The following is a 12488-nucleotide window of genomic DNA, read 5'->3' on the forward strand; positions in this document are numbered from 1 at the left end:
AGGGTACTGCATGATCTCGAAAGTGAATGGTCCCCGTGGGAATTCTGTCCGGATTCCAGTCGTTGTTTCCATCGGATGCAGGGCACCCGGGAGGGTGTCGCGACCTACTCAGCAAGGGAGCACGCATGGCAACCCGTGCCGTCGCCCGTCGTACGTCCGCCAGCACCGGCGGGACCGACCGGGCAAGCAGTGTTCGCGCCACAGGCGGGGAGATCGCCGATCGCGACCTGGTCGGCATGTACCTGGACGAGATCGCTCGTACACCACTGCTCGACGCCGCCAAGGAGGTCGAGCTCTCCCAGGCGATCGAGGCGGGCGTCTTCGCCCAGCAGATCCTCGACGGAGTGGTGGAGAGCGAAGCCGGCGGAGCGAAGCGTGAGGAGCTGGAGGCGCTGGTCGCCGAGAGCGAGCGCGCCAAGGACATATTCATCCGCTCCAACCTCCGGCTCGTCGTTGCCGTGGCCAGGCGCTACCCCAGGGCGGGCCTGCCCCTGCTCGACCTGATCCAGGAGGGGAACGCCGGCCTGGTGCGCGCGGTCGAGAAGTTCGACTATGCCAAGGGCTTCAAGTTCTCCACGTACGCCACCTGGTGGATCCGGCAGGCCATCACCCGTTCCATCGCCGACCAGTCCCGCACGATCCGGCTGCCCGTCCACCTCGTGGAGGAGCTCGGCAGGATCAGGCGCGTGCAGCGTGAATTCAACCGTGAACACGGGCGCGACCCGGACCACACGGAGATCGCCGCCGAGCTCGACTCCAACGCCGAGCGCGTCGGTAACGTCCTGGACTGGGCCCGCGACCCGGTCAGCCTGAACATGTCCGTGGACGACGACGGCGACACGCAGTTCGGGGACCTGCTGGAGGACACCTCCGCCGTGTCGCCCGAGCAGTCCGTCATGACGCTGCTGCGCAGCGAGGAGCTCGAGGACCTGATCGGCAAGCTCGACAACCGCACCGCCTCCATCATCAAGATGCGGTACGGCATCGAGGACGGCCGTGAGCGGACCCTCACCGAGGTGGGCAAGCAGCACGGTCTGACGCGGGAGCGGATCCGTCAGATCGAGAAGCACGCATTGCTCGAATTGAAGCGAATGGCTCACGACACGGGCTTTGACGCTGCGGCGTGAGCGAATAACCCGTAATCTCCCCATCAAGCCGGTTCGCACCGGCCCGACGACCGGTCTCCTTCCGGTCCCCTGAGCTGAGTCCCGGCGCCCACCCCCCCCCGGCGCCGGGGCTCATTCATGTCCGCCCCGCCTCCCGCGTCCCGCCCCCGTGTTCCGCCTCCTCCTTACGCCTCCCTCCCTACGCCTTCTGCCTTCCGCCGGACGACGCGGCGCGGGTCAGGCGGGTACCCAGTCCGCCGAGGTACTCCAGCAGACGGTCGGGCCCGTGTACCTCGAACTCGCAGTCCACGAGCGCGAGCCGCAGTGCCACCCACTCCAGCGAGTCGAAGGAGACCGTGCGCAGCCGGCAGCTCTGCTCATCCGTCGGCTCCACCGCACCGAGCGTCGCGGGCAGCCGCGCCGTCACGAAGCCCGCCGGCGCCTGGAAGGTCACGTCCAGGTGCAGTCCGGGCTGCGTACGCGCCATCGAGCCGGCGAGGAACTCCGCCGCGTCCCCGCCCCCGGTGGGCAGCTCACGCGGGATGAAGCGGGACCCGGTGACGAAGGGCTCACTCACCCGGTCCACCCGGAAGGTGCGCCAGTCCTCGCGATCCATGTCGTACGCCACGAGATACCAGCGGTTGCCCGTGCTCACCAGGCGGTACGGCTCGGCCTGCCGTCTGGAGCCGGTCCCGTCGCCCGCCCGGTAGGCGAAGCGCAGCCGCTCCCGCCCGGTGACCGCCGAGGCGATCGTGGTGAGCGTGTGCGGGTCGATGGTCGAGCCGTCGCCTCGGGTGAGCGGCACGGTGGCGTTCTGCAAGGAGGAGACCCGGTGCCGCAGCCGGGACGGAAGTACCTGCTCCAGTTTGGCCAGGGCGCGTACGGACGCCTCGTCGACGCCTTCGATGGCGTGACCCGCCCCGGCCCGCAGGCCCACCGCGATGGCCACCGCCTCCTCGTCGTCCAGGAGGAGCGGCGGCATGGCGGAGCCCGCGACCAGGCGGTATCCGCCGACCGAACCGCGCGAGGCCTCGACCGGATAGCCGAGTTCACGGAGCCGGTCGATGTCGCGGCGGATGGTGCGCGGGGTGACGTCGAGCCGGTCGGCCAGTTCGCTGCCAGGCCACTCGCGCGGGGTCTGGAGGAGCGACAGCAGTTTCAGCAGTCGTGCCGGGGTGTCGGTCATGCGTACAGGATGCCCATCCATTAGGTCACTACCTGACCTGTTGGCCCTCTAGCTTCGCCGCATGACTTCATCCGAATCTCTGCCGGCCACGCCGCCGCAGCCGGTGGACCGGCGTCGCTGGTTCGCGCTCGCGATCGTGATGACCGCGGCCTTCATGGACCTGGTCGATGTCACGATCGTCAACATCGCCATCCCGAGCATCACACGGGACACCGGGGCCTCGTTCACCTCGATCCAGTGGATCACCGCCGGTTACGCGCTGGCCTTCGCCGCCGGACTGATCACCGGCGGCCGGCTCGGCGACATCTACGGCCGCAAGCGGCTCTTCCTCATCGGCATCGGCGGTTTCACGATCGCCTCAGCCCTCTGCGGCTTCGCCGCGAACCCGGAGATGCTGGTCGCCTCTCGCATCCTCCAGGGCGGCATGGCCGCGCTGATGGTGCCGCAGGTGCTGTCGATCGTGCATGCCACCTTCCCGGCGCACGAGCGCGGAAAGGTCTTCGGGCTGTTCGGGGCGATCGTCGGGCTGGGTGCGGTGTCGGGGCCTCTGCTGGGCGCCCTGCTCACCGAGTGGAACCTCTTCGGTCTCCAATGGCGGCCGATCTTCCTGATCAACCTGCCGGTCGGCATCGCCGGACTGCTGCTCGGGCGGAAGTTCATCAGCGAGTCCAAGGCGCCGAAGGCGCTCCGGCTCGACCTGACCGGCGTGGCCCTGGTGACGCTCGGGCTCCTCATGCTGCTCTACCCGCTGACTCGGGGACGAGACCTTGGCTGGCCGCTCTGGGGTCATGTATCGATGGCCGCAAGCCTCCTGGTGTTCGCGGCGCTCGTCCTGTTCGAGCGTCGGAAGGCGGACCGGGACGGCTCACCGCTCATCGAACTGTCGCTGTTCCGGGTGAAGAGCTTCGCGGCGGGCACAGCCGTGCAGTTGACCTTCGGTATCGCCCTGGGGATCTTCTTCCTGGTCTGGACGCTCTACTTGCAGATGGGGCTCGGCTGGAGCGCCCTGCGCGCCGGCTCGACGGGCATCCCGTTCTCGGTCGCCGTCTCCTGCGCGGCCGGGATCTCCGTACAGAAGCTGGTGCCCCGCTTCGGCCGCAAGGTGCTTCAGGCGGGCGCGCTGCTGATGATCGCCGGACTGCTGCTGTACGTCTGGGAGGCCGGGCGCTACGGAACGGCCATCACCCCCTGGCAGATGGTGCTCCCGCTGGTGGTCATGGGCGTGGGCATGGGGCTGATCGTGGCTCCGCTGACGGACGCGGTGCTCTCCGGGGTGCCGAAGGAGCACTCGGGTTCCGCGTCCGGGCTGATCAACACCGTGCAGCAGATGGGTACGGCGCTGGGGCTCGGCCTCGTCTCGGTGGTCTTCTTCGGCTCGATCGGGGACCGGCTGCCGCCGGAGGCGATGGGCGCGGCGTTCGTGGAGGCGTTCCAGCGGTCGCTGTGGTGGGTGGCCGGGGTGCTCGCGGTGATCTTCCTCGTGATGTTCGCCCTGCCGGCGAGGCCTCGGGTGAGCCCGGACGAGGATCAGGCCCCGGACCAGGCTGGGGCTTCGGATCAGGCCCAGGACGACGGTCTGCCGAACGAGCCCGCGCTGACGAGCTGAACCTGCCGTACCCGGGTCAGCAGATCCGGGTACGGTCCTCCATGGCCAGGCGGGCGGCCTGCTCGTCGTCGTAGACCTCGCACATGTGCCGGCCGTCGGGTGTGGCCGTGTGCTCCACCTCCCACAGGCTCGTCTCGGTGCCGTCCAGGAGGAGGAAGGCGTGCTCGTAGAGCGTGAAGCCGGCGTCCCGTCCGTCGACGTGGAACTGGCGGCCGAAGACCTGGGTGATGTGATGGGCGAAGGCGGCCCGGAGGAGTCCGGCCGTCCCGTCGCCGGGCCGGTCGCCGTTCTCTGCGCGGCGCAGGACCCGGCGGGCGTGGTCCGCCGAATTGTCCTGGGCGTACATACGGGGCACGGGGGCGGGTGGGACGCTCATGAGCAGGGTGAACGCCTCCAGCTCCTCCCGCAGGCCCTCGTCACCGAGGGCGGGGGTGTCCCAGAAGCTGCCGGCGAGACGCGCCGCGGCGAGCTGGGCATCGCCCTCGTCGTCGTACAGCTCGTGGCGGAGAGGGGCGGGGACGGCGTCTCTGCCGCCGCCGTGCACCAGCTCCCACAGGGTGACCGTGGTGCCGTCGGAGAGCAGGTAGGTGTGTTTGTAGGTCTCGCGGTGCAGCACGGCGCTGTGGTGGGACGAATGCAGGGCGCTGCTGTGCGCCAGCGCCGTCCCGAGCCGGCCGACCGTGGTGTCGGACAGGTCGAAGGAGTTGAGGGCGCATCGCAGGAGTCGCTCGAGGTGCTGCTCGGTTGTCTCGTACGGATCGCTCAAGGTGCTGTCTCCAGGCCGTCGCCGCGTGTTACCCGATGCGTGCATAACGTAGTCCCTGGGTCTGACATCGTGACCGGGGTTCGCAAAAAACGTACCGCGCACGCAGAAAGTTCCCGGCTGTTCGTCACGGTGCACAGGTGTGTTCAGGGCGTGCCGTAGAGCTCGCCGTACGAGGGGAACGTGCCTCCGGGGCCATCGACGCCCTCGGCCGCCCTGACGGCCTTCACAATGGCGCGGGCCAGGGCATCTGCCCCCGCGGCCAGAATGCCGTTGAGTGCCGTGACGGGCTCCGGGGGCAGTGGCAGCCGGCCGGTGGAGAGTGCGAAGACGGTGTCCCCGTCGGTGAGCAGATGGACCGGCCTGACGGCGCGCGCCAGCCCGTCGTGCGCCGTGCCCGCGAGCTTCTGCGCCTGGGCCCGGGTGAGGGCGGCGTCGGTGGCGACGACGGCGATCGTGGTGTTGAGGACACTGCCCGCCCGTGAGTCGCCGCTCCGTGTCTCGTCCTCCGGCGCGCCCGCCCGTTTCGCGTGCGCCTCCCGCGCGCCCTGGATCTCGGCCAGCCGCCGGCGCGCGGCCTCGTGTACCTCCGACGCCGGGTGCGCGGGCGGCTCTTCGGCGCCGTACTCCCCGTACAGCACCCCTGTCACCGGGTCGAGGACCGAACCGGCGGCGTTGACGACGGCCAGTGCGGCGACCGTGATGCCCGAGGCCAGGCGGATACTGGCCGTGCCGACACCGCCCTTGAGCCTCCCGGCCACCGCACCCGTGCCCGCGCCCACCGTGCCCTCGGAGACCTGTGCGCCCGGTCCTGAAGAGGCGGCGGCCTCCACGGCGGCACGGCCGGTCGACGCGTCGGGGCGGGCCCGCCATGCGCCGCCCCGGCCCAGATCGAAGAGGCAGGCCGCCGGAACCACCGGCACCACCTGGGAGGGATCGGGGCCGACCTGGACGCCGCGCCCCCGCTCCTCCAGCCAGGCCATCACACCGGACGCCGCGTCGAGACCGTACGCGCTGCCGCCGGTCAGGACGACCGCGTCGATCCGCTGCACCAGATTGCGCGGATCGAGCGCGTCGGTCTCCCTGGTGCCGGGGCCCCCTCCTCGTACGTCGACGGCCGCCACGGCTCCGCCCTCGGGGGCGAGGACGACGGTGGTGCCGCTCAACGCGCCCTCGCCCGGCACCCGGGCGTGCCCGACGCGGATCCCCGCGACGTCCGTGAGTGCGTCCAGCGGACCCTGGCCGGGCCGTTCCTCGGTCATGGCGAGCTCCTCCTGGGCGAGGGCGGGCGAGAGCGTGCGTGGCGGGGATCGCCGCGTACCGGCGAACGTACAGGCGGCAGCCGGGGGAGGGGGAGATGTGTCGGAACGCACCACCCGGCGGGGCGCCCGCCCCGGATAGAATCGGCCGCATGGTCCGACCGTCCCGTGGCGACGCGCGCCCCGGGATGTGGCGGCGCGAGGCAGGCACCGTGCTGCGCGAGGTCGCACCGATCCCCGAGCAGGCGACAGCCCCTTTCGCCATCATCGCCGGGCTCCGGATTCCCCGTGTCCCCACGGAGTGGGCACCCCACGCGCATGCCCTGCACGAGCTCGTCTGGGTGCGCGGGGGAACGCTGACGTCCCGGGTGGCTGACCGCGTCTTCACCGTGTCCGAGGGGCAGGGGCTGTGGATGCCCGCCGGACTGGTGCATGGCGGCAGGGCGACGGCGGGCGCGAAGTTCTACGAGGCCTTCTTCGCCCCCGACCGTGCGCCGATCGCCTTCCAGGAGCCGAGGGCGATCGCGATGACGCCGCTCCTGGAGTCACTGCTGAACCATCTGTCCAGCTCGGACCTGGACGCGGCGGCCAGGGCGCGGGCGGAGTCGGTCGTGTTCGACGTGCTCCAGCCGTCGGAGCGCCAGTTCGTCCTGCAACTGCCCGGCGACGCCCGGATCGACGCGATCGCCGAAGCCCTGCTGGACGATCCGGCCGACTGCCGGTCGCTGGAGGAGTGGGCGCGACGGCTGGGCATCAGCGAGCGCACCATCACCCGTGCCTTCCGTCACGCGACGGGGCTGTCCTTCGCGCAGTGGCGGCAGGCGCTGCGGGTGCATCAGGCGCTGACGCTGCTCTCGGACGGGCTCGATGTGACAACCGTGTCCGAGATGCTCGGCTACGCGCAGCCCAGCACCTTCATCGCCTCTTTCCGAAGGGTCATGGGCACCACGCCGGGCGCGTTCTTCGACATCATCGATGACGGTCCACGGGATGTCCGGAATCCCGTATTGCCTGTCCAAAACTCCTGATTGCCGACATGACAAGCGGAACATACCCTTCTTGGAGTTAGGCAACCCTTAGTTTGCTCGCCGGGTACGGCGGAGGGTGCCGCCGCCCTGCCCCTCCGAGCATCCGGACCACCCATGTTCACAAGCCCCTCCCGGAGCGCCGACCGGCCCGTGGCCGATCCCGCCACGCCGGCGGCCTCGGCCCTCAACGGGCACGACCTGGTGCTGCGTTACAGCGGCACCCAGGTCGTCCACGGTGTCTCGCTGGCCCTGGAACCCGGCCGCGCGACCGCCCTGGTGGGGCCGAACGGCAGCGGGAAGTCCACGCTGCTGCGTGCGCTCTCCCGACTGCACCGGGTGGACGGCGGCAGGGTCACGCTCGGCGCCCCCGACGGCCCGTCCGAGCGCGACGCGGCTCTGCTCAGCGCCCGGCAGTTCGCCCGTGAGGTCACGCTGTTCTCCCAGTCGAGGCCCGCGCCCCAGGGGCTGACGGTCACGGAGGTCGTGGCGTTCGGACGGCACCCCTACCGGCGCGGCTTCGCCGGACTCACCGCCGACGACCGGAGCGCCATCGACCACGCCATGGGCGTCACGGGTGTGCGGGAGATGTCGGACAGGCCGGTCGGGGAACTCTCCGGCGGCGAGATGCAGCGCGTCTGGCTCGCGGCCTGTCTGGCCCAGGACACCGGCGTCGTACTGCTGGACGAACCGACCAACCACCTGGATCTTCGCTACCAGGTCGAGACCCTCGACCTCGTACGCGACCTCGTCGAGGAGCACGGCATCGCGGTCGGGATCGTGCTGCACGACCTCGACCAGGCGTCACGTGTCGCGGACACCTTGGTCCTGATGCGTTCCGGCCGTGTGCACGCGGCGGGCGCACCGGCCGACGTCCTCACCGCCGAGAACATCGGCGAGGTCTACGACATCCGGGTCGATGTCGGCATCGACCCGCGCACGGGCCGTCTCCGTATCGACCCGATCGGACGCCACCCCGCCTGAGGCGGCCGGACGTCAACGCCACGCCAACCCCGCGCCTGAAGCGGCACATCCGCCGCTGCGACTCCTCGCAATTCATCGCTTCATCGCAAGAACAAGAAAGAGGATCAGTCATGAACCGTGCCCATCGCCTGGCGGCGTCAGCCTCCACAGGGCTCATAGTCCTCGCCGCGACGGCTTGCGGCACGACCGATGTCGACAAGGCCACGGCCACCAGCAGCGCCAGCGCCTCGCCCGCGTCGAAGGACTGCGCGGCGGACACCACGGCCACCTCGACGAAGCCGGTCTCCTTCAAGGACGGCGTGGGCCGCCAGGTGAAGCTCGACAAGCCGGCCAAGCGGATCGCGGTCCTGGAATGGCAGCAGGTCGAGGACGCACTGACCTTGTGCGTCACCCCCACCGCGGTCTCCGACGCGAAGGGCTACAGCACCTGGGTCAGCGCGGAGAAGCTGCCCGGCGGGGTGACCGACATCGGCACCCGTGAGGAGCCCGACCTCGACACCCTCTACGCGGCGAAGCCCGACCTGATCGTCGTGGAGGCGTTCGACGCCGACGACGAGACCCTCGTGAAGCTGGAGAAGCGAGGCGTCCCCGTGATGGCCACCAAGGGGGCGAACCCGAAGGACCCGATCGGGAACATGCGGGACGTGTTCAGCATGATCGGCAAGGCGACGGGGCGCACCGAGCGGGCCGACCAGGTGCTCAAGGAGTTCGACGACCACCAGGTGGCGGCGAAGAAGCAGGTCAACGACGCCGATCTGCCGACGAAGGACTTCCTGTTCTTCGACGGGTGGCTGGAGGGCGGCAACCTCACGATCCGTCCCTACAGCAAGGGCGCCCTGTTCACCGAGATCGGTGAAGAGCTCGGAATGAAGTCCGCGTGGACCGACGACGTCAACAAGGCACACGGCGACGGAGGCGTCGACCCCTCCTACGGCCTCGCGCAGACCGATGTCGAGGGACTTACATCGGTGGGCGACGCCAACCTCTTCTACGCCAATGACGAGGGGGCCGGCGGATACGTCGCCGAGCTGGAGAAGAACCCGCTCTGGAAGACCATCCCGGCGGTGAAGGAAGGCCGCGCCCACGCCTTCCCGGCGCGGGTGTGGGGCGCGGGCGGTCCGCGCTCCTGCGAGCAGGCGATCGACGCCTACGTCGACGTGCTCGACAAGAAGTGAGCACACCGCACGACGTGTACGCACCGCACGGTGTGTACGCACCGCAGGACGTGAACCGGCAGGACGTGAAGTGAACGCACCGCAGGACGTGAGTACATCGCCGAAGGTGGGCTCACCGCGTACACCGGCACCCCGGAGGGAAGCGCTGCCGCGCGCGGAGCGCGGCAGCGGTCCCACCGGGGTGGCCGTCCTGGCCCTCCTTCTCGTCCTGACCGCGCTGGTGGGCATGTGGCACCTGACGCAGGGGACATCGGGCGTCGGGTTCGGCGACCTGGTGCGGTACCTCGCGGGTGACCGGGACAGCACCGGCGGGGCTCCGGTCGGTGAGATCCTCACCGGATCGCGCCTGCCGCGCCTGCTCGCGGGAGTGGCCGTGGGCATCGCCCTCGGCTCGGCCGGTGCGCTGCTGCAGTCCGTCACGCACAACACGCTCGCATCCCCCGACACCCTCGCGGTCTCGGCCGGGGCCTACTTCACGCTGTCGCTCGTCGCGGCCTTCGGTCTCTCCGTACCGCTCTGGGCGTCGGGTGCGGTCGCCTTCGCCGGTGGGCTGGCAGCGGCGGCGGTCGTACTGGCACTCGCGGGCCGGTCCGCGGGTACGTCGGGCACCCGCCTGATCCTCGCCGGATCGGCGATGGCCATGGCCCTGGACTCGGCGACCGGGATGGTCCTCATCCTTTTCAAGCAGAACACGACCGGCCTGTTCGCCTGGGGGAGCGGTTCGCTCGTCCAGCTGAACATCGACGCGTCCGTACGCGCCTTCCCGCTCGTGGCCGTGGTGCTGTGCGTCGCCCTGGCGCTGTCCCGGCGGCTCGACGTGATGAACCTCGGTGACGACGCCGCGTCCACCCTCGGCGTGCCGATCCGGGCCACCCGTGTGACCGCCGTGATCTGCGCGGTGCTGCTGTCCAGCACCGCGGTGACGCTCGCGGGCCCGATCGCCTTCGTCGGCCTCGGCGCCCCGGTCCTGGCCCGACTGCTCGCGGGGCGGGTCACATCGCTGCGCCCGCACCTCGTCCTCGTACCGGCGGCCGGGCTGCTCGGCGCGCTGCTCATCCTGCTCGCGGACGCGACACTGCGCGCGGTGCAGGGCGCGGACGGGGCGGCCTCCATACCCACCGGAGTCCCGACCGCACTGCTCGGCTCGATCGTGATCGTGGTCCTCGCGCTCCGCCTGCGCGACACGGGCCGGATCAGCCAACCACCGCACGCGCGGGTCGCCGCACGGTCGCGTCGCGCGTTCCTCCTGGTGGTGCTGGCAGCGGTGGCACTCCTGGTCGTGGCGGCCGTCGTGGCGGTGCTGGCGGGAAGTCTCTGGCTGCGCATGGGGGACATCGGGCTCTGGATCCAGGGAACCGCCCCCGACCTGATCGGGCAGGCGCTCGACGACCGGGTCCCGCGGGTGATGGCCGCGATCGTCGCCGGCGCGGCACTAGGACTGGCCGGATGTGTCGTACAGGGCGCGGTACGCAATCCGCTGGCGGAGCCGGGCATCCTCGGCATCACGGCGGGCGCGGGGCTCGGCGCGGTGTGCGTCGTCACGTCGGGACTGTCCGGCGGACGACCCCTGCTCATCGTGGCGGCGATCGTGACAGGGCTCGCCACGTTCGCGGTGATCGCCCTGCTGTCGTGGCGCGGCGGCTTCCTGCCCGACCGGTTCGTCCTGATCGGCATCGGCTGCGGATACGGCATCAACGCCATCACCACCTTCCTCCTGCTGCGTGCCGACCCGTACAACACGCCCCGGATCTTCACCTGGCTCTCCGGGACGACGTACGGGCGCACGTTCTCCGACGTCGTACCGGTCGTCGTGGCGCTGGCGCTCGCGCTTCCCCTGCTGCTCGCCATGCGCAGTCGGCTCGACCTGCTCGCGGTCGACGAGGACACCCCGCGCATCGTCGGCGTCCGGCCCGCGCGCGTGCGCTTCACGGCCCTGACGGTCGCCGCGGTACTCGCGGCGCTCAGCGTGATCGCCGTCGGTGTCGTCGGCTTCGTGGGACTCGTCGCGCCGCACCTCGCCCGCTCACTGGTGGGCGCCAGGCACGGACGGTCGATCCCCGTCTCGATGCTGCTCGGCGCGGTGCTGGTCTGCGTGGCCGACGCCCTCGGCCGCACGCTCGTCGCACCGTCCCAGGTGCCGGCGGGCCTCATGATCGCCCTGGTCGGTGCGCCGTACTTCGTCCGGGTGCTCCGGCAGTCCCGCGCATGACGCACCCACACTCCCCGTCCCTCGTCCCCTTCGGCCCGTCAGGAGCACTTGTGCGTAGCGTCGTCGTCCCCTTCGACCCGGACACGTCACCGGACCCGCTGAGCCGGTTCGGACTAGAGGTGCCGGAGCGCTGGAAGACGGTCGACCGCTCCGCCCACGCCCCTCGCATCGTGGCCGTACCCGGTGAGGACGGTGCCGACCGGGTCGCTGCCGCGCTCGTGACGGCGCGCCCGCGCACGGGGTACCTGAAGATCGTCGACGTCGTCGGTGATGTGCGGGCAGCGGTCGGGGCCGTCGTCGCGCAGGCGCGCGAGCAGGGGCTCGTACAGGTCAAGTGGGAAGGGTGGACGGCGAGTCCGGAGGATGCCGCAGCTGCCGGTTTCGCTCCGCTGCGTCCTCCCGCCGTGCCGCCGGAGGACGGGGCGGGACCGGATACCGGTTACGTCCGCTGGCTGTGCGACGGCGCGGGGACCGAGCCGCCGTACTACCGGCAGACCACGCACTTCACGTGCGGCGCCGTCACCGCCCTGGTGGCGCAGGCGCACGCGGGAACGCCGCCGGTGGAGGGGGAGGTGCTCGACCGCGAGGCGGAGCTGACGCTGTGGCGTGGCGCGACCAACTTCCCCGCGTGCGAACCCGTCGGGCTGGGTGTCGCCGTGCGCCGGGCATGGCCGACGTCTCCCGTCACGGTCCACCTCGATACGGACCTGCCCGTCCTGCTCGACCACTACCCGGCGGAGGAACAGGAGTGGCGTGCCCTGCTCCAGCGCACCTCGCGTACCGAGGCCGGACGGATCGGCGTCCCGGTCGACGCGAGTCGGCTCCCCCTGGCCGGGATCCGCAGTGCGATCGGCCGCCGGGAACATGTGCTGCTCCTGGTCTCGCTCGTCGGGATGCAGGGGTTCGACGTGCCGCACTGGGTGCTCTGCCACGGCGTCGTACCCGGTGCCGTCGTGATCGAGGACCCGTGGGCCCACGCGGTCGCGGGGGACACCTGGGTCGACGCCCATATGCTGCCCGTCCCCGACGCGTCCCTGGACACCATGTCGGCCATGTCGTCCGCGTCCGTGGACGGCTTCCGCGGAGCCGTGACCATCGGTCGCCCGCAGGGGAGCGATACGTCGGGCCACCTGGGCGATGCGCACACATCATAAGGGTGCATAACCGGGTCAAAC

Annotated in this window: 10 protein-coding genes; 7 read left to right on the forward strand and 3 right to left on the reverse strand. The window is 70.8% G+C overall.

Going from position 1 to position 12488, the window contains the following annotated elements; all coding sequences use genetic code 11:
• The first annotated feature begins 125 nt into the window (after window positions 1-125).
• A complete protein-coding gene (locus OG623_RS20255) occupies window positions 126-1127 on the forward strand; it encodes an RNA polymerase sigma factor RpoD/SigA (protein ID WP_406148200.1) in 1002 nt (333 codons plus the stop codon).
• 178 nt (window positions 1128-1305) lie between these two features.
• Here the strand turns inward: OG623_RS20255 and OG623_RS20260 are convergent, their stop codons facing one another.
• A complete protein-coding gene (locus tag OG623_RS20260; RefSeq protein ID WP_406148202.1) occupies window positions 1306-2292 on the reverse strand; it encodes a helix-turn-helix transcriptional regulator in 987 nt (328 codons plus the stop codon).
• A 61-nt stretch (window positions 2293-2353) separates the two neighbouring features.
• On the opposite strand from OG623_RS20260, the gene OG623_RS20265 reads away from it, so the two are divergent.
• Window positions 2354-3898, forward strand: a complete 1545-nt coding sequence (locus tag OG623_RS20265) for an MFS transporter (RefSeq protein WP_406148204.1) — start codon at window positions 2354-2356, stop codon at window positions 3896-3898.
• A gap of 16 nt (window positions 3899-3914) precedes the next feature.
• Here the strand turns inward: OG623_RS20265 and OG623_RS20270 are convergent, their stop codons facing one another.
• Both OG623_RS20270 and OG623_RS20275 read right to left on the reverse strand, forming a co-directional pair.
• Entirely contained in the window at window positions 3915-4664 is a 750-nt protein-coding gene (locus OG623_RS20270; RefSeq protein WP_406148205.1) for a DUF6227 family protein, read from the reverse strand.
• Window positions 4665-4807: 143 nt separating this feature from the next.
• Window positions 4808-5923: a P1 family peptidase gene (locus tag OG623_RS20275; RefSeq protein WP_406148206.1), complete on the reverse strand. Its 1116-nt coding sequence runs from the start codon at window positions 5921-5923 to the stop codon at window positions 4808-4810.
• A 149-nt stretch (window positions 5924-6072) separates the two neighbouring features.
• On the opposite strand from OG623_RS20275, the gene OG623_RS20280 reads away from it, so the two are divergent.
• From OG623_RS20280 to OG623_RS20300, 5 genes are all read left to right on the forward strand, one after another.
• Complete coding sequence (locus OG623_RS20280) at window positions 6073-6948, forward strand: helix-turn-helix domain-containing protein (protein WP_406148208.1); 876 nt, start codon at window positions 6073-6075, stop codon at window positions 6946-6948.
• Window positions 6949-7062: 114 nt separating this feature from the next.
• Entirely contained in the window at window positions 7063-7929 is an 867-nt protein-coding gene (locus tag OG623_RS20285) for an ABC transporter ATP-binding protein (RefSeq protein ID WP_406148209.1), read from the forward strand.
• A gap of 110 nt (window positions 7930-8039) precedes the next feature.
• Window positions 8040-9104, forward strand: a complete 1065-nt coding sequence (locus OG623_RS20290) for an iron-siderophore ABC transporter substrate-binding protein (protein WP_406148210.1) — start codon at window positions 8040-8042, stop codon at window positions 9102-9104.
• Window positions 9105-9210: 106 nt separating this feature from the next.
• Window positions 9211-11313, forward strand: coding sequence for an iron ABC transporter permease (locus OG623_RS20295; protein ID WP_406151926.1), 2103 nt, complete (start codon window positions 9211-9213; stop codon window positions 11311-11313).
• Window positions 11310-12467 carry a peptidase C39 family protein gene (locus tag OG623_RS20300; protein ID WP_406148211.1) on the forward strand — a complete coding sequence of 386 codons (1158 nt, stop codon included), beginning with the start codon at window positions 11310-11312 and terminating at the stop codon, window positions 12465-12467. The genes OG623_RS20295 and OG623_RS20300 overlap by 4 nt, the downstream gene beginning before the upstream one ends.
• Window positions 12468-12488 lie beyond the last annotated feature (21 nt).

Origin of the sequence: Streptomyces sp. NBC_01012 (assembly GCF_045162755.1) — a bacterium.
Taxonomy (GTDB): domain Bacteria; phylum Actinomycetota; class Actinomycetes; order Streptomycetales; family Streptomycetaceae; genus Streptomyces.